Origin of the sequence: Ruania alba, from assembly GCF_900105765.1 — a bacterium.
Lineage (GTDB): Bacteria > Actinomycetota > Actinomycetes > Actinomycetales > Beutenbergiaceae > Ruania > Ruania alba.
This window is the reverse complement of record NZ_FNTX01000002.1, coordinates 609,275-626,177: the sequence shown is the minus strand read 5'-3', so window position 1 is coordinate 626,177 and position 16,903 is coordinate 609,275. Positions and strand designations below refer to the sequence as shown.

The 16,903-nt window shown below is 68.4% G+C and carries 18 protein-coding genes; 9 read left to right on the top strand and 9 right to left on the bottom strand.

The window, feature by feature from the left end; genetic code table 11:
- Positions 1–78 precede the first annotated feature (78 nt).
- The gene (locus BLU77_RS13390) at positions 79–660 is read right to left on the bottom strand and encodes a Uma2 family endonuclease (RefSeq protein ID WP_089773620.1); all 582 of its coding nucleotides are present in this window, start codon (positions 658–660) and stop codon (positions 79–81) included.
- A gap of 277 nt (positions 661–937) precedes the next feature.
- On the opposite strand from BLU77_RS13390, the gene BLU77_RS22140 reads away from it, so the two are divergent.
- On the top strand, positions 938–1,075 hold the full coding sequence (locus BLU77_RS22140) for a hypothetical protein (protein ID WP_175477098.1): 138 nt from the start codon (positions 938–940) through the stop codon (positions 1,073–1,075).
- A 42-nt stretch (positions 1,076–1,117) separates the two neighbouring features.
- On the opposite strand, the gene BLU77_RS13385 is transcribed toward BLU77_RS22140, so the two are convergent.
- A complete protein-coding gene (locus BLU77_RS13385; protein ID WP_089773619.1) occupies positions 1,118–2,002 on the bottom strand; it encodes an RNA polymerase sigma-70 factor in 885 nt (294 codons plus the stop codon).
- On the bottom strand, positions 1,999–2,598 hold the full coding sequence (locus tag BLU77_RS13380; RefSeq protein WP_089773618.1) for a carboxymuconolactone decarboxylase family protein: 600 nt from the start codon (positions 2,596–2,598) through the stop codon (positions 1,999–2,001). Before BLU77_RS13380 ends, BLU77_RS13385 begins: the two co-directional genes overlap by 4 nt.
- A 133-nt stretch (positions 2,599–2,731) precedes the next feature.
- Here BLU77_RS13380 and BLU77_RS13375 point away from each other — a divergent pair, with 133 nt between their 5' ends.
- The gene (locus tag BLU77_RS13375) at positions 2,732–3,010 is read left to right on the top strand and encodes a DUF1905 domain-containing protein (RefSeq protein ID WP_089773617.1); all 279 of its coding nucleotides are present in this window, start codon (positions 2,732–2,734) and stop codon (positions 3,008–3,010) included.
- 20 nt (positions 3,011–3,030) lie between these two features.
- On the opposite strand, the gene BLU77_RS13370 is transcribed toward BLU77_RS13375, so the two are convergent.
- Entirely contained in the window at positions 3,031–3,882 is an 852-nt protein-coding gene (locus BLU77_RS13370) for a phytanoyl-CoA dioxygenase family protein (protein ID WP_089775761.1), read from the bottom strand.
- A gap of 77 nt (positions 3,883–3,959) precedes the next feature.
- Between BLU77_RS13370 and BLU77_RS13365 the strand changes: the two genes are divergently transcribed.
- The 6 genes from BLU77_RS13365 to BLU77_RS13340 all read left to right on the top strand — a co-directional run bounded on the left by BLU77_RS13365 (position 3,960) and on the right by BLU77_RS13340 (position 11,073).
- Entirely contained in the window at positions 3,960–4,805 is an 846-nt protein-coding gene (locus BLU77_RS13365; RefSeq protein WP_089773616.1) for a helix-turn-helix domain-containing protein, read from the top strand.
- 507 nt (positions 4,806–5,312) lie between these two features.
- Positions 5,313–6,275, top strand: coding sequence for a carbohydrate ABC transporter permease (locus BLU77_RS13360; protein ID WP_089773615.1), 963 nt, complete (start codon positions 5,313–5,315; stop codon positions 6,273–6,275).
- Entirely contained in the window at positions 6,272–7,174 is a 903-nt protein-coding gene (locus BLU77_RS13355) for a carbohydrate ABC transporter permease (protein WP_089773614.1), read from the top strand. The genes BLU77_RS13360 and BLU77_RS13355 overlap by 4 nt, the downstream gene beginning before the upstream one ends.
- A 36-nt stretch (positions 7,175–7,210) precedes the next feature.
- Positions 7,211–8,587, top strand: coding sequence for an ABC transporter substrate-binding protein (locus BLU77_RS13350; protein ID WP_089773613.1), 1,377 nt, complete (start codon positions 7,211–7,213; stop codon positions 8,585–8,587).
- 41 nt (positions 8,588–8,628) lie between these two features.
- Positions 8,629–9,387, top strand: a complete 759-nt coding sequence (locus tag BLU77_RS13345) for a glycerophosphodiester phosphodiesterase (RefSeq protein WP_245708856.1) — start codon at positions 8,629–8,631, stop codon at positions 9,385–9,387.
- A gap of 3 nt (positions 9,388–9,390) precedes the next feature.
- Positions 9,391–11,073: a DUF4091 domain-containing protein gene (locus tag BLU77_RS13340; protein ID WP_089773612.1), complete on the top strand. Its 1,683-nt coding sequence runs from the start codon at positions 9,391–9,393 to the stop codon at positions 11,071–11,073.
- A 37-nt stretch (positions 11,074–11,110) separates the two neighbouring features.
- On the opposite strand, the gene BLU77_RS13335 is transcribed toward BLU77_RS13340, so the two are convergent.
- Together BLU77_RS13335 and BLU77_RS13330 are read right to left on the bottom strand one after the other, a co-directional pair.
- The gene (locus BLU77_RS13335; RefSeq protein ID WP_089773611.1) at positions 11,111–12,322 is read right to left on the bottom strand and encodes a DUF6596 domain-containing protein; all 1,212 of its coding nucleotides are present in this window, start codon (positions 12,320–12,322) and stop codon (positions 11,111–11,113) included.
- The gene (locus BLU77_RS13330; RefSeq protein ID WP_089773610.1) at positions 12,319–12,699 is read right to left on the bottom strand and encodes a YciI family protein; all 381 of its coding nucleotides are present in this window, start codon (positions 12,697–12,699) and stop codon (positions 12,319–12,321) included. The genes BLU77_RS13335 and BLU77_RS13330 overlap by 4 nt, the downstream gene beginning before the upstream one ends.
- 131 nt (positions 12,700–12,830) lie before the next feature.
- Here BLU77_RS13330 and BLU77_RS13325 point away from each other — a divergent pair, with 131 nt between their 5' ends.
- The gene (locus BLU77_RS13325) at positions 12,831–13,547 is read left to right on the top strand and encodes a hypothetical protein (RefSeq protein WP_089775757.1); all 717 of its coding nucleotides are present in this window, start codon (positions 12,831–12,833) and stop codon (positions 13,545–13,547) included.
- Between the two features lie 73 nt (positions 13,548–13,620).
- Here BLU77_RS13325 and BLU77_RS13320 read toward each other — a convergent pair whose 3' ends face one another.
- The 3 genes from BLU77_RS13320 to BLU77_RS13310 all read right to left on the bottom strand — a co-directional run bounded on the left by BLU77_RS13320 (position 13,621) and on the right by BLU77_RS13310 (position 16,862).
- Positions 13,621–14,844: an OmpA family protein gene (locus BLU77_RS13320; protein WP_089773609.1), complete on the bottom strand. Its 1,224-nt coding sequence runs from the start codon at positions 14,842–14,844 to the stop codon at positions 13,621–13,623.
- Between the two features lie 72 nt (positions 14,845–14,916).
- Positions 14,917–16,155 carry a serine/threonine-protein kinase gene (locus BLU77_RS13315; protein ID WP_175477097.1) on the bottom strand — a complete coding sequence of 413 codons (1,239 nt, stop codon included), beginning with the start codon at positions 16,153–16,155 and terminating at the stop codon, positions 14,917–14,919.
- Positions 16,155–16,862: an RNA polymerase sigma factor gene (locus tag BLU77_RS13310; protein ID WP_175477096.1), complete on the bottom strand. Its 708-nt coding sequence runs from the start codon at positions 16,860–16,862 to the stop codon at positions 16,155–16,157. Before BLU77_RS13310 ends, BLU77_RS13315 begins: the two co-directional genes overlap by 1 nt.
- Positions 16,863–16,903 lie beyond the last annotated feature (41 nt).

Here is a 16,903-nt window from a genome sequence, read left to right as displayed (position 1 = left end):
GACTCCACGTGCTGAGCTCAGCAGAGGGTGGGCAGCGGCGCAAGCCCGGTGCGGTGCGAATATGCCGGGATCCGCGCTTCAGTCCTCGAGCAGCAGGGATGGCTCGAGCGAGACTGTGCACGGTTGGGTCGCTGTCCACGACTCCGTCCCGCTGACCCGGGCCACCTCCCGGTATCGACCACCGCTGCGCTGCCACGCCGTGAGCTCGCTGAGGTGTGGGTCGAGAACCCAGTACGACGGACAGCCGGCTTGCTCCAAGAGCTGCTTCTTCCGGTGCAGATCGAAGAGCTGGGTCGAGGGGGAGAGAACTTCGATCGCCAGGACGGGGACGCCGACGATGCCCAGTTCTCCGACGTCGTCGCGATGCACGACCACCACATCTGGTTGGAGGACCGTGGAACGCCCTAGCCGCACGTCGATCGGCGAGCCGAACACCTCCAGCTCGCCGGGGAGCGCCCGGTCCATCGCCACCGTGAGGTTGCGCACGGCTCGCTGGTGACGGGGCGTGGGCGCCGGGCTCATGACGAGCACCCCGTCGAGCAGCTCATGGCGCAGCCCGTCGTCGGGGACAGCATCTCTCTCGGCGACTGTGTAAGGACCCTCGCGCACGATCACCTCGGGGTGACCGTGCGCCGGGTGCGTCGCTGTCATGACGTCCATGGTGCCTCCTCGTGGTCATGTTCACCAGGGAAGCGCAACGCATCTCTGCCTGCAGGCCGCGAGCCCGGGGTTGTGGATAACGTCTCGTGACCTCCGCTGTCGGTGCCGACTGAGACCGTGCTGCGATGACGACGGCGTTCCCGGACCAGCGCGGCTGGTCCCGCTCCAACCTGCTCTATGCGCCGGGTGGCAGAGGCATGGCCGTCCGAGGAGGAGTTCGTCCAACAGGCTGTTGGACGATTGCCCTGGGGTCACGTCACGGTGCTCCTGGACCGTCTTGCCACCCGCGAACTCCGAGACTGTCGCGGACTATCACGGCCTGCCTGCCGACGTACGGGACGTCCTCCCGACCGCGGCCGAGTTGGAGGCCGTGATCGACGACGAGATCCAGCATCGACCGGACTCGGACCGGTGACTGCTTCGGTGCCTGGCAGCACGAAGTCGTGCAGTGTCGCCCTCACCGACTCAGCGGCGTCTCCCGCTCGACCCGGGTGAGCTTCTCCGGGTTCCGCATACCGTAGATACGCGTGATCTTTCCCTCGTGCACGGCCACCGTCATCACGGTGGGCCACTCACCCTCCACCTCGAGCACCAGCGCGGGGCTGCCATTGATGGTGGTCAACCGCGTGATGAAGTCCGGCGTGTACTGGCTGAGCTTCGAGAGCAGCTTGGCCGCCGTCTTGGCCCCGTGCACGGGTGTCAGCCGTGCGGAGGCGATACCTCCGCCGTCGGCAATCATCACCACGTCCGGGGCGAGCAGCTCCACCAACGCATCCGCATCGCCGGCGCGCATCGCCGCGACGGTCCGTTCCAGCAGCTCACGCTGCCCGGTGGTGTCCGGCTGCATCAGCGGCCGCCGCGCGTCCACGTGCGCGCGAGCGCGCCGGGCGATCTGCCGCACCGCAGCCGGCGTCTTCCCGAGCGCCTCGGCGATCTCGGCGTGCGGCACCTCGAACACCTCCCGGAGCACGAAGACCGCCCGTTCCGCCGGGGCCAGCGTCTCCAGCACGGTGAGCATCGCGATCGAGACGCTCTCCGCCAGCTCCACGTCGTCGGCCACATCTGGGGTGGTCAGCAGCGGTTCCGGCAACCACTCGCCCACGTAGTCCTCCCGTTGGCGGGAGATCGTGCGCATCCGGTTCAGTGCCTGCCGGGTCACCATGCGCACCAGATAGGCGCGCGGGTGCCGGATCTCCGCGCGCCCGTCCGGCCCGACGGCGTCCCACCGCAGCCAGGTCTCCTGCACCACGTCCTCGGCGTCGGCGGCTGAGCCGAGCATCTCGTAGGCGACGGTGAAGAGCAGGCTGCGGTGGCGCACGAACGCATCGCTGACGGTGCTCATGCGTCGGACGTTACTCCGCGGCTCGCCGGCCGTTCGGCCAGTGGGGCCAGGCCGCAGGCAGCGGCGAACCCGTCGGACTCGATCCCGAAGGCTACGTTCGAGCGGGTGTAGAAGTTGGCCATCGCGATGAAGGCCGTGAGCTCCACCAGGGCCGCCTCGCCGAGCTGGTCCAGGAGGGAAGCCGACATCTCGTCGGTGACCGTGGGCGGGGTCTGACTCATCGCCTCCGCGTACCCCATCACCTCCCGCTCCAGGGGTGTGAACACGTCTGATTCACGCCACCGCGGCACCTGCTGGGCCTTGGCGACGTCCAGGTTCTCGTTCTGCGCCTGGAAGTAGCCGAAGTCCAGACACCAGGTGCACCCCACCAGGGATGCGACCGCCATGTGCGCGAACGACTTCAGGCTCTGATCGCACGAGCTCCACTTCGGCACCTTGGAACCGATCGCCATGTAGCTCTTGAGCACCGCGCGGTTGTGCCAGTACACCCCGAGCGGCTCGGGCACCTGACCGAGCATCTTCATGGCGAACCTCTTCACCACCGCACCGGATAGGCCGGTGATCTCGGTCGGCTGGATCCTCATGGTCGTGGACATCGTTGCTCCTTCTCGGTTGTGCGTGCGTCCTTGTGACATGAAGACACCGCCGGAGGGTCAGATGTGACACCGACCGATGAATTCCTCGGTCCGGGCAGGTCGAACCATGTGACGACGAGGCGGAGGCAACGACATGAGTACACCCCTGGACCACACGTTCACCGCGCCGCTGGTGAAGAGCCCCGCCGCCGGCGGCTGGACCTACCTGGTGATGCCCGGCTCAGCTGAATTCTTCGGGACCCGGGGCCTGGTGAAGGTGCGCGGCACCATGGACGGGCAGGCGTTCACCAGCTCCTTCATGGCGCTCGGCGACGGCACCCACAAACTGCCCGTGAAGGCGGCGCTGCTGCGTTCCCTCGGCAAGAAGGTGGGGGAGGAGATCACCGTGCACCTGACTGAGCGGCTGAGCTGACGGCGGGCCTCCTCCCTGGCCTACAACCCGTCGCGATCGTGCCAATGCTCCTGCCACCGCCAGTCGATCGGCTCGGAGATCCGCTGGTACCGGATATCGGTGGACAGCCGCATCCGGCCGCCGGCGTCGACGTTGTCCAGGGCAGCGTGGATCAGGTGCGCGGAGTGCACCATCACATCGCCGATCCCGTAGTCAGCCACCAGCCACCGGGAGTCGTACTCGTCCGCCAGCGAGGGCAGGTCTGCGGTGATCGAGGCCGCCGGTCGCTTCAGCCGTCCCTCCCGCTCGGCCGCCATCACTGCGTGATGCGTGCCCTCCAGGTAGGTCAGACCACCCAGTGTGGTGGGACAGTCGCCGAGCGGTATCCACATCGACAGCACCCGGTCCGTTCCCTCGCGGAGATAGACGAGGTCGTAATGGGCCTGGGTGGCCGTGCCGATCCCATTCTCGCCAGGTCTGGTGTGCCGGAGGATCTTGCGGCGGTGCAGGTGCACGTCAGCGTCCAGCAACCAGCGGAACCACCCCCCGATCGCAGGCGAGGTGCAGAACTCCTGGTACTCCCTCGATGGGACAATTTCGTCGAAGAGGACCTGCCGGTAGGTCGCGGTATCGCTCGGGCCTGTCCCGGCGATCCCCTCGCTGGGATGGGTGCGGTCATCCAGGAGTCCTGTCCCGGCAAGCGCGCTGAAGTAGAAGTCGCGGAAAGCGAGAACCTGATCCCGCGGCAGCTGCTGTCGCAGCAGCAGATACCCCTGGGCGCGCAGTCGTTCCCAGAGCGCCTCCCGGTCGTGGCGCTCGGTCTCCGGGGTCTCGGCGAGCGACCCGAGGCGGTCGGTTCGCTCGTCCAGCACGTAGCCGTTCGACGTCAGCATGATGGTGAGCGTAGGCAGCGCGGCGGCGGCAGGACATAGAGGATCGTCACGCAGCAATTGGACTATCGTGGGTGCCGATGGTCGAAGATGCGGACCGCTGGTCGGCGTACCTGAACGTGAATCGCTCGCTCCGAGACAGTGGGCTGAGTTGCCGCGGTGCCGGGGAGCAGTATGTGGCTCCGATGGCGGAGCTGCGATCTCGGCGGTTGTCCACGCACGCCCTGGTGTTCGTCACGGCCGGTGGCGGGGAATACTTCGACGACAGGCGACGCCGAGGATTACCGGTACCTGCGCCGTCGGTGATCTGGCTGACGCCCGGCGCCAGGCACGCCTACGGGCCACGCCAGGAAGGGTGGCAGGAGCACTGGGTGCTGTTCGAGGGGACGATGACCCGCGTGCTCGAAGGCGCCGACCACTGGACATCCACCGAGGCGGTCCGGTCGGCCGACCCAGCAGCCCTGACCGGCCTGCCCGAAGCATTCTCCAGGCTGCGCCGCGCCCTCCAACTGCCGAACCGCCGCTCCCAGCTCGTGGCGGCCACCGTCGTCGCGCAACTGATCGGGGTCGCGCTGGACGCGACCACTCGCGGTCCACGGCAGCGCGCGGCCTCGGTGACCGGCGCGTTGCTGGAATCGGCCACGCTGCCGTTGAGCGTGGCTGAACGAGCTGCTGAGCTGGGGCTGACGGTTGATGCGCTGCACGACGCTGCACGCGAAGCCAGTGGGCTCAGTCCGCACGAGTTCATCATCCAGGCCCGGATCACCCGGGCCCAGCACCTGCTCGCGGACACCTCCAGTGACGTCGGCGCCATCGGCACCCAGGTCGGATATGACGATCCTGCCTACTTCTCACGGCTGTTCCGCCGCCGGGTGGGCATGTCACCGAGTGAGTTCCGGCGCCAGGAGGCCGCGCGCCGTCAATGAGGGCCGGGCTGCCCTGCGCACTGAGTGCCTGACGAGAATCCGTTGCGGGTTGTCGCTGTCCGCTCTGTTGTCCCAGAAAAGTCCAAGTATTCTCATGGAATGATCCATGGTCGATCGCTGCGACCGGAGCTAACCTCGCCGCGATCCCTGGCACATTTGCTCGTTCCCAGGCGTTCGAGCAAGCACGATTGCTCAAATGCGTGGATCGGTGACGTGTCGATCAGCGCGCCAGAATGCCTGTAAATACAACAGATGTAGACAGTTCCAGGCGTGAGTCTCACCGCGGATCGGTGTGAGTTCACCTTCCAGTCACCTGGTGTTGGTGGTTGCTACATCTCGAGTCGTTTGGATACGTTGTGGCCCGCAAGCAAGGTGAGCGTTTCGTCCAGGATCGGACAAGCGGATCGCCACGCAGATCGATGACGCCGAGGGGTATCGGCCGATCGCGGGTCCCGAGGGAGAGACTGTGATTGCTTCGTATTCGTCCGCGCTGGGTGGAACCAGCGCATGGTGCCGCTCGTGACGTCGCAGGCACCAACCGCGCCGCCCCTGGCTCGCTCGGGCACGTCGAAGGTGCGCCACGCCGCGATCAAGCGACGCCGGCTGAAGAACCTCGGGATCTTCGCCCTGCTCGCCGGCCCCAATGTGGCCCTGCTGCTGATCTTCGTCTACCGGCCGCTGCTGCTGAGCTTCTACTACTCGATGCTGCAGTGGAACATGGGCTCGTCCGTGGCCCGGTTCATCGGATTCGACAACTACATTGCGTGGTTCACCGATCCGGATACCCCCATGGTGATGGGCACCACGCTCATCTTCGCTGTGGCCACCGTGGGCGGCGCGCTGGTCCTCGGCCTCGCACTCGCTCTGCTGTTGAATCGCAAACTCTGGGGACGAGGGGTCGCCCGCACCGTGGTGTTCGCGCCCTACGTCCTGTCCGGGATCGCAGTCGGCATGCTCTGGCTGTACATCTTCGACCCCCGCTACGGGTTGTTGTCGACGCTGCTCGGCGCGATCGGACTGGACTCACCGCAGTGGTACACGTCCTCACCCTGGGCGCTGATCATGATCATCATCGTGTACCTGTGGAAGCACATCGGGTATGTGGCGCTCATCTATCTCGCCGGGTTGCAGGGGATCCCGCAGGACCTACGTGACGCCGCATCGCTGGACGGCGCCACCAAACTGCGGACGTTCGGTTCGGTCGTGCTACCGCTACTCGGCCCGGTGACGTTCTTCCTGCTGATCACGACGATCCTGAGCTCGCTGCAGTCCTTCGACCTGATCAAGGCGATGACGGACGGCGGGCCACTGGGCTCCACCACGACGCTGATGTACCAGATCTACATCGAAGGCTTCCAGACCGGGCGAGCCGGCTACGCCTCGGCGTCGGCCACGATCTTGTTCGTCATCCTGCTCGTGATCACGGCTGTGCAGCTCAAGTACATGGAGAAGAAGGTGCACTACTCATGAGCACGACCGTGGAGCGCACCCACGCACCTCGGACCGAGGCGCCCGCCCCGGCCACGCCGGCCACGCGCCGTCGGCCGTTCCGTGGGCACCTGGACGCCGGCCTGTACCTGATCATGCTCGCCTCCATCCTGGTGATGGCGGTGCCGCTGGTCTGGATGTTCCTGGCCAGCTTCAAGGAAAACGGCGAGATCTACTCGATGCCGCTGCAGTGGCTGCCGGACGCCTTCGCCTTCTTCAACTACGAACAGGTCTCCAGCAGCATCCCGATCGAGCGGATGTTCCTCAACAGCGTGGGCCTGACCATCGCCGGCGCCGGCCTGAAGGTCTTCCTGGGCCTGTGCTGCGCCTACGCCGTGGTGTTCATCGACGTCCCGTTCCGCAAGGCCGTGTTCGTGGTGGTGCTGTTCGCGCTGCTCATCCCCGGTCAGATCACGATCATCCCGAACTACTCGCTGATCGCGAGCCTCGGCTGGCTGAACACCTATCAGGGCATCCTGGTGCCCGGCCTGGCCAGCGCGTTCGGGACGTTCCTGTTCCGTCAGCACTTCCTCTCCCTGCCGATCTCGGTGTTCGAGGCCGCCCAGGTGGACGGTGCCAGCCACTGGCGTCGGCTCTGGGCCTTCGCGGTGCCGATGTCGATCCCCACGATCGCCGCAGTGGGCCTGATCTCGTTGGTGAACGAGTGGAACGACTACCTGTGGCCGATGCTCGTCACCGACAACACCGACACGATGACCCTGCCGGTGGGCTTGACCCTGCTGCAGAGCCTGGACGGGATGCAGGCCTGGGGTGTGCTGATGGCCGCCACCGTGGTGGTCACGGTCCCGATGCTGCTGATCTTCCTCATCCTCCAGCGCCGCCTCGTCGCCGGACTGACCGCCGGCGCCGTCACCGGCTGACCCGTAGTGCCCGCTCACCGATCCTTAGGAGACATCATGACCTCAGCCCGCCGCCCCGGCTCCCTCGCCCGCCCCTCCCGCCGCCAGCTCCTTCAGCTCAGCGGCCTGAGCGCCGCCGGAGGCCTGCTCACCGCCTGCGGGCCCTCGCTCGACGGAGGCGGTGGCAACGACGAACCCGCCGAGGAGATCGACTGGGCCAGCATCGAGCCGGCATCGGAGATCACCTGGTGGTCCAACCACCCGGGCAACACCCAGGAGCTGGAGGCCTCCTACATCGAGGCGTTCAACGAGGAGTATCCGGACATTCAGATCAACCACGTCACCGCGGGCGCGGGATACGACGAGATCGCCCAGCGGTTCCAGGCGGCGTCCGGCACCGACGAGATCCCGGACCTGGTGATCGCCTCCGACGTGTGGTGGTTCCGCTACTTCGTCAACGGCCAGATCATGCCGATCGACGACGTCTTCTCCCACCTCGGTGTGGACACCGGTGACTACGTGGAGACGCTGTTCAGCGACTACGAGTACCAGGGCAAGCACTACGCCGCTCCCTACGCCCGATCCACCCCGATCTTCTACTACAACCGCGACATCTGGGCCGCCGCCGGACTGCCCGACCGTGGCCCGGAGACCTGGGCAGAGCTCAAGGAGTGGGCGCCGGCACTGAAGGAGCACGTGCCCAGCGATGGCAATGTGCTCGGCAACGGCATCGGCCCCTCCTGGTCGGCGTGGTGGTTCTCCAACGTCATCTGGGGCCACGGTGGCGCGATGAGCGAGGACTGGACCGTCACGCTCGACACCGAGGAAGCGCTCGAAGCGGGCCGGTTCGCTCGGGACATGTACAACGGCGAGTCCGCCTTCGCCGGACTGGGCTCGGACACCAATGCCGACTTCCAGGTGGGCGTCTTCGCGTCGTTGATCGGTTCCACCGGCTCCTTGACCGGTCACCTCGATGCCGCGGAGTTCGAGCTGGGCACCTCATTCCTGCCCAACGGGCCCGTGGACGGACCGAACGTTCCCACCGGTGGCACCGGTCTGGCGATCCCGTCCTCCCGGACCCCGGAGCAGCAGCTCGCGGCCGCGATGTTCCTGAAGTTCATCACCGAGCGGGACAACACGGCGACCTTCTCCCAGGAGACGGGGTACATGCCGGTGCGGACCTCCGCGATCGAGGGCGACATCATGAGCGCCGTGTACGAAGAGACGCCGCAGTTCCGCACCTCGGTGGACCAGCTGCAGCAGCGCACCCGGGTGCAGGACTGGGTGCGGGTGTTCACCCCCGGCGGGGACCAGATCCTCACCGACGGGATCGAGGAGCTGGTGCTGGCCGGTGCCGACCCGGAGGACGTCTTCCCCGGTGTGAGCGACCAGCTGGACCGTGCCTTCGAGGACAACGTCGAGCCGTACCTGTGAGCGCAGTGCCGTCCGCCACGAGGGCGCCCGATCGTCCTCTGGTGGTGGCGCACCGTGGCAACGCCTCGGTGGCACCGGGCAACACGATGCCTGCGGTGGAAGGCGCCTGGCGTGCCGGTGCGGACCTGGTGGAGGTCGATGTGCGGATGTCCGCCGACGGCGTCCCGGTGGTGATCCACGACGCCACGGTGGATGCGACCACGACCGGAGCGGGTGAGGTGGCCGGGATGACTGGCGCGCAGGCGCGGGAGCTGGACGCGGGATCCTGGTTCTCCCCTGTGTTCGCCGCGCACCGGGTGCCGTTGCTGGCCGACGTCGCCAGGTTCCTCTCCGATCATGACGGCACGGATCTGCTGCTCGAGGTGAAGGGCGACCTCACCGTGGTGCAGGCGACGGTGGTGCTGGCCACCCTGGACGCGGCCGGGATGCGGGAGCGGACCATCGTGCAGACGTTCTGGCCGCAGACCATCCGGGCCCTGCGGGCGGTGGACCCCGCCATGAGACTGGGGCTGCTGGTGGGGAGCCACGTGGCACCGAACGAGGTGATGTTCCTGCTCTCGGCAGAGGTGGGCGCGATGGCGTGCAACCCGCGCTACGACCTGCTCGCTGAGGACCCGAACCTGGTGCAGGCCATCCATGACGCGGGGATGAGGGTGTTCGTGTGGACTCTGAACGAGGCTGCTGCCTGGGAGGAGGCGGTCGCGTGGGGCGTGGATGGCATCATCACCGACCGTCCGGACCGGCTCGCCGGATGGCTGAGCGCGCGTGGGGTCGAGCGCTCTGCGCCGGAGGCGGTGTAGTCGATGGGTGATCCGGCGTCGCGCCCGGACTGGACGTTCCTGACCGTCGATTCGCTGGAGAAGGTGTTCGCCGACGAGCGCCCGCGCCCGGCCCGGGCGGGGGCGGAGCTGAGCGGTTTCCTGGGGGAGGTGCTCTCGGCACAGATCGCGTTCCTGCCACCGGCCGCAGAGTCGCTGGCCGCGATCCCATCGCTCCGGGTCGAGGCGGTCGGGCCCCTGGCCGGGCAGGTCCGGTTCAGCACCGTCGAGCTGGTCCCGGCCACCTTGCTGGCGTTCGACGGCCACGACTCCGGCTACCTCCGGGACACGCCTGGGCTCTACCCGGACCTGCTACGGCCGCTGAACGACGAAGGCACGATCAGTCCGGCGATCGGCTACTGGCAGGCGATCTGGATCGACCTCTGTGTGGAGGACCCGACGGCGGCTGGTAGGCACGAGCTCGGCGTGGTGATCTCTGATGCTCGCACGGGCGAGACGGTGCACCGGGCCGAGCTGCCGGTGCGGGTGCACCCACACCGCCTTCCGGAGCTGGACATCGTCAACACGCACTGGCTGCACGCCGACTGCCTGGCCGACCACTACCAGGTGGCGGTCTTCAGCGACGAGCACTGGCGGATCCTGGACCACTACCTCGCTGCTGCAGCGCAGATGCACGTGAACTCGGTGCTGACGCCCACCTGGACCCCGCCGCTGGACACCGCCGTCGGGCACACGCGTACACCGGTGCAGCTGGTCCAGATCTCCCACGACGGCGGAGGGTACCGATTCTCCTTCGAGCACCTGGGCAGGTGGTTGCGCCTGTGCGAGAAGCACGGGATGCGAACTCTGGAGATCGCGCACCTGTTCACGCAGTGGGGTGCCCGCGCGACGCCGGCCATCTACGTGGACACCCCGACCGGGACCGAGCGGTGGTTCGGCTGGGACGTGCCGGCCACGGACCCGCGCTACCGGGAGCTGATGACGGCGCTGTTGCCGCAGCTGCGGGCGTACCTGGCTGAGCACTGGCCGGGGGACGTCTTCTTCCACATCAGTGACGAGCCCCGGGCGGACATGGTCGACGACTACCGCCGAGCGCGCGAGGTCGTGGCCGACCTGCTCGACGGCGCCGTGGTGGCTGACGCGCTCAGCGACTACGCCTTCGCTCGTGACGGTGTGGTGCAGACACCCATCGTGGCCACCGACCACGTGGCCGACTTCCTCGCGGCGGGGTTGAGCCCGTGGGTCTACTACTGCGTCTCGCAGCACCGGGACGTGGCCAACCGGTTCATCGGGATGCCGTCGTTGCGCAACCGTGTGCTCGGCCGGCAGCTGTTCGCTGCCGGTGCGCCCGGGTTCCTGCACTGGGGGTTCAACTTCTGGCTGGCCCAGGAGTCGCGACGCAGGATCGATCCGTTCACGGACACCTGCGCCGGGGGTGCCTTCCCCGCTGGTGATGCGTTCATCGTCTACCCGGGCGATGGCGGGCGGCCGTTGCCCTCGATCCGGTACCGCGTGTTCGCGCAGGCGATGGACGACCATCGCGCCCTGCAACTGTTGCGCGACCTCACCGACCACGAGACCGCGCAGTCTTACATCGACCAGGGCGGCACACTCGGCTATGACCGGTTCAGCTATGACGCGGAGGAGTACCTCACCTCGCGACGAGCCGTCGACGAGCGGATCGTGGCCGAACTGGCAAGCCGTTGATCACTGCCGGTCGATCGGGAAACCTGGGCAGCGCCGGTCAGATTCTCGCTCGCAGCCGACAGAACTCCCGCAACGGTCCTTCCGGCACGGTCTCGGCCAGCTCGCGGTACCGCGCAGCAGATTCCGTCGCCCGGTTGGTGCGGTGCTCCAGGTCAGCGAGGGCGAACGTCGCGTCCCGCGCCGCATAGTCCGGTCCGTCGGTCACGATCTGCTCCAGGTCCCGCTCGACGGCGGTCAGGTCACCTCCTGCGGTCAGCTCCCGCCGGCCCATGGCCACCAACCGAGCCACGTGGGCGGCCGGCGAGGGCCATTGCCTCACGAGCGCGTCATAGAGCCCGACGACGGTCGCCCAGTCGGCCGCGTCCGGTCGCCTGATCGTGGTGTGCAGCCCCGAGATGGCCGCTTCGAGGACAAAGCGTCCCGGCGCCTGGGTGAGGGCGTTCGCGCGGGCCACATCGGCCAGGCCGGCGCGCAGCAGGATCGGGTTCCAGGCGGTCCGGTCGGCCTCCTCCAGCGGCAGGGCTACCCCGTCGCGTACGCGTCCGGGGCGGCGCCCGAGCGCAAGTCGGCAGCACGCCCGAAGCCCGATCGCCTCCGCGTCCTTCGGATACTCCTGCGCCAGCGTCTCGGCGAGGGTGAGGGCGTCCCGGCCAGGGTCGACGGCCGGATCGTCGGGGTCGACCAGCTCACGTTGTCCCACCGTGAGCAATGCGGACACGCATGCCAGCACCAGCGGGAGGCGGGCGGTGCGCGCAACTGCCTCCGGCACCTCGAACCCGGGGCGAGCACGGGCCAGACTGGCCTTCGCCCGGGTCAGGCGAGCGGCCGCCGTCGTGGAACTGATGCCCAGGTGTGTGGCGATCTGCCGAGTGGTCAACCCGCACACGAGCCGCATCGCGAGGACCAGCTGGGCGCCCGGAGCAAGCACGTCGTCACAGGCGACGAACAGCATGGCGAGCCGGTCGTCCAGAACGGGTGCTCCGCCGTCGGGCTCGCTCGCCTGCTGGATGAGTTCGTACCGGAGCTTGCCGAATCGTTCGGCCCGGCGCACATCGTCCAGCCACGCCCGGTGCCCCACCCGCACGCACCAGGCGGGCAGATCGTCGATCAACCCCGGTGGTTGCTCGGTTGCGCGAGCGAAGGCTTCAGCCGCGTACTCCTCACCCAGGTCCAGGCTGTGGGTGCGCGCCGCGAGGGTCCGGACCACCTGCGGCCAGGCGGTCCGGAACTCCTCGCGGTGGATCGTCACTCGAACTGGTGCACCTTGCGCCACTCGACGATATTGCCGCTGGGCAGCAGACCGGCGAGCCGGCGCGCGGTCGCTTCGTCGCACTCGATGGTGTAGAACCCCGTGATGACCTCCGAGGAGTCGGTGAACGGAGCGTCGGTGTAGACCGGCTCTGCGCCGTTCTGGCCCGACTTCACCCAGCCGCCGTAGGAGGCGTTCTGCAGCGCTTGGCCACCGGTGACTTTCGCGCCCAGGTCCTTCACCACCTGCTCGAACTTGCCCTGTGCGGCCATGTCGTCGGAGATCTCGAACGGATCGCGGCCGGCGAGGTTCTCGGGCAGGAATGCGTCCGAGTCCCAGTCGGGTTCGCGGATCAGGAATACCCATGTGTCGGTCATGTCGGCTCCTTCTTCGTGAGGGGATCTGTCCATACTGTGACGGACGGACATCGGCGAAATCGACACCTCCGCGAAGATTCACCCGTGCCGGTCGCCGAATCGACGTGCGATTCCGTGACTACCCTGGACCGGTGGACTCCTTCTGGCAGTTCGTCGGCGGCTACTGGTGGCTGATCTTTCCCCTCGGTGGTGTGGTGGGCGGCTGGGTCAAGGGCGCCCAGAAGTGGGACGAGCGCCGCCGCAGGGACAAGATCGAGCTGCAGAAGCTCAAGAACGCGGAACGGTTCGCCGTTCAGGAGGCCGAAGAGGCCCGCACCAGTGAGATCGAGCGGGTGCTCGCCGAGCACGAGGAGACCAATCGCCGTTGGCTCGATTACGAGCTCGACGTGGCCAAGCTGATCGACTTTCCCGTGATGACCGACATGCGCGAGCAGGTCACGATCGATTTCCACCGGGCCAAGCGTGACGCCGACGGGCTCCGGCCCGACGACCCCGACGAGTTGCGCGATGCGCGGATGCTCGGGCGTTACCGCGAGGCGGTCCGCGAGTTCGGGCTCACCTTCGACATCGCCGAGCGGGAGGCGAAACGCCGCCGCACGTCGGACTTCACCGTGGCCGAGCGGGACGCCCTCGCCCGGGCGAAGAAGCTGCTCGCGCTCGCGGACGACTCCGGCGCCACCCGCGCCGAGCGGCAGTCCGCCTACCGGCGGGCCACCAAGGAGCTCGAGGGTCTGCTGGTGCTGCCCGACGCCGCCACCGACGCGATCGAGCAGCGGATCGCGGGTGAGCTCAGCCCGCCGGCCCCCCGCACCGGCGGACCGCCCGAGTCGGAACGCCCGACGGCGTAGCTCACCTCCCGCGAGGTGCCACCTTTCGTCGCTCTCGCCACGGCCGGGCGACGACGGGTGGCACCTACCGGCGTCAGCCCTGGGTGATGGCGGTGATGACGACGCGCCTGTTGTCGGCGCGACCTTCCTCGGTGCTGTTGTCGGCGCGGGGGTAGTCGAAGCCGAAGCCTCTGGTGGTGATCGAGCCGGCGTCGATACCGGCATTGTCGGTCAGCCAGGCAGCGACGGCTTCGGCCCGCTCTTCGGAGAGACGCTGGTTGTGCTCAGCGGAGCGGACGTTGTCCGTGTGCCCGTCGACGAGGACCTGGACATCATCACCCAGCGTGGCGATGGCGGCGGCGATCGTCTCCAGCTCACTCTCCGCAGCCGGGTCGATCGTGGCCTCGTCGACCGCGAAGAGCACGTCGGAGGGCGTGGTGAAGAACGTCTGATTCTCGTCCTCAGCCACCTCGGTGTTCTCGGCATCGTCCAGCCAGAAACCGTGCAGACTCGCCCCGTCGATGAACAGGTCCCCATAGCGGGTGCTGTCGACGCGGGCACGGCTGACGATCGTCCGACCGACCAGTTCTCCGTCGACCCAGACAGGGTGGCGTACGCGCTCGGACTGGATCAGCACCCTTTGGTGCCGGCTCGACCTGGAGACGGCGTCCCGATACACGTGGCTCACGTACCCGCCCTCGCTTGCCTCGTCGGTGTTCTGGCAGACCTCCTCGGTACGGTCCCCGGGAACGACCACGGCGTCACGGGTGACGGCAGGCAGTACCTCTTCCTCGATGACGGTGCCGTCCGGCAGGGTCACCGCGGGCAGTACGCGTTCCGGAATGACCGCCTCGGGAATAACGGCGCGACTGATCTCGATGGCTCCCAGGCAACCTCCCGGAGCGTCGTACACGATGACGCACCCCGCCTCGATCACCCGCTCCGGGATCTCCGTCTCGGGGATACCGGGGAGCTCCACGGTCTTCCCGCCGACCTCGATCGTCTCGCTGGGGGTGGCGGCGATCGTCTCAGCCGGGATGACCACGTCGTCCAACATCGCGATGGTGCGGTCGTCCCCGTCCTCCAGGCACTCGGGAATCTCCACCGGCTCGGCGGATGCGGTCGGATCATCGCCGGGTTCCTCGTTCGATGAGCTCGGCTCCTCCGGTTCAGCCGGATCACCGGTCCCTTCCGGAGCCTCGCTGCTGGACTCGTCGGTGGCCGGCGGGTCGAACTCGGCCTCCTGCGGGCCGCAGCCGGCCAGCGTGACCGCCAGTAGCGCAGGCACGGCCGCCATCTGGAACGTGGTGTACTTCATGACTCTCTCCCTCGCAGCTGGTGCGTTCCCCCGTGAGTCGCACCACGCCGTCAGAAAGTTGCATCGAGCGTGCTATTCGGTCACCTCCACCTCGTGCACGGCCTCCAGCTCGGTGCCGGCGGGGGTGCGGGCGTTGAGCGTGATCGAGGCGATGCCCGGTCCGCGCGGCGTGAGGGTCACGGCCTCCTCGTCGACGGCGTAGGTCCCGTTGGGCAGGGCCCAGACCATGGTCTGGACGCCCTCGACCACGGCCGTGAACTCCGCGGGCTCACCGACCGTCAGCTGCGAAGGGCCGTCGATCGCGACAGAGGCGTCAGCGGTGCTCGCCGGCGGCTGGCCGTCGTCGCGGAACAGCAGTGCCCCGAGCGCCAGCCCGATCCCTGCCGCCACGAGCACCGCCAGTGTCGCCAGCGCGACGACCAGCCCGCCGCGCCGCCGCGCATCCGGGAAGGGGCCCACGTGCGGCGCGTCCGGTTCTGAGGCGGCCGGCTCCGGCGCCAGCGCACCCTCGACGGCGGCCAACCAGCCGGTCACGTCGGGGTGCCTGTCCTCGGGGTTCTCCGCCATGCTGACCCGCAGCGCCGCGGTGAACGCCTCGGGCACCTCCGCACCCTCGGCGAGCCAGAACATCAGCGCCGAGAGCGACCACAAGTCCGCCCGGGCGTCGACGATCCCGGGGCCGTCCCGCTGCTCGGGCGGCCGGAACCCGGACGTCCCGCCGGCCACCGTCAGCCCGGAGTTGAGCGCGAGGTCCTTGCACATGCCCAGGTCGGCCACGAGAAGGCGTTCGCCGGACTGGACCAGCGGCCCGGCCGTGCCTGCGCTCGGGGCGGGAGGGCCGCCGTCGGGCGTGACGCCCTCCGGACCCCGGGCGGTGGTGAGCAGCACGTTGCCCGGGCTCAGGTCGCGGTGCACCAGGTGCGCCCGATGCACCGCCTCGATCGCCGCCGCCAGGGTGCGGGCGGTAGCAAGCAGTTCCTCCGGGCTCGCCGTCCAGCCCTTAGCGCGCAGCGATGCGACCCGGGCGGCGAGCGTCCCCCGGTCCGCGTGCTCGAGCACCAGGTAGGGCTGCTGGCGGTCCGACTCACCCAGGTCGTGCACGGTCACCACGTGCGGGCTGCGCACCCGGCGCAGGCTGCGGCCCTCGGCGATAAACCGTTCCCGCACCTCCGGGTTGAGGCTGTGGTTCTCCGCGAGCAGCTTCACCACGATCGTGTCCTCGAGCCGGTCGTCCACGCCGCGGTGCACGGTGGCGAAGGACCCGATGCCGATCACCTCCTCCAGGCGGTACCGGCCGATCCGCTCCACCATCAGCGCTCACCCTCGCCGGTGCTGCCCAGCGCCGCGGCCACCAGGGCGCGCCCGCGCGCCACCTGCGACTTCACCGTGCCGATACTGCGGTCCAGCCGTTCTGACACCTCGGCGTAGGGCAGGCCCTCGATGTCCCGCAGGGTCACCGGTTCGCGGTACAGGTCCGGCAGGCCGGCGAGCGCCTCACGCACGGTGGCGCGCGTGGCGATCATCGAACTCATCCGCTCGCCGGGGCCGAGGTCGTCCTGCGGCAGTGGAGTGGTGGCGCGCTGGCGGCGCAGATGGTCGGTCACCCGGCGGCGCACGATGCTGTGCACCCAGGTGGTCGCTTTCGATGCCCCTGTGAAGGAGCCGATCGAGGAGGCCACCGAGATCAGGCTGTCCTGGGCGACGTCGTCGATGGCGGACTCGTCCAGGAGAGCGCCCCGGACGAACCGGTGCACCACCCCGGTGGCGTCCAACTGCTCCACGAATAGTTCGACGGCCAGGGCTGATCCGCCGGAAGCCGCCGCGGCGAGCACGTCCAGACCCTCGGCGCCGGCAACCTCGGGCGGCAGGTCACGGAGCCCCTGCCGTGCGGCGGCCGGGTCCTCAGCGTCGAGCGCCCGGGTCAGGTCCCCGATCGCGTCCGGCATCGCAACTCCCCACTTGCCCGGCTTGAGCGTATGGAAAGCAGCCTGCCACGAGACGTCAGTTGGTGCAGGCACAGCGGCGCCTCACCCCGGGCGGCGGGGCGAGGCGCCGCTGA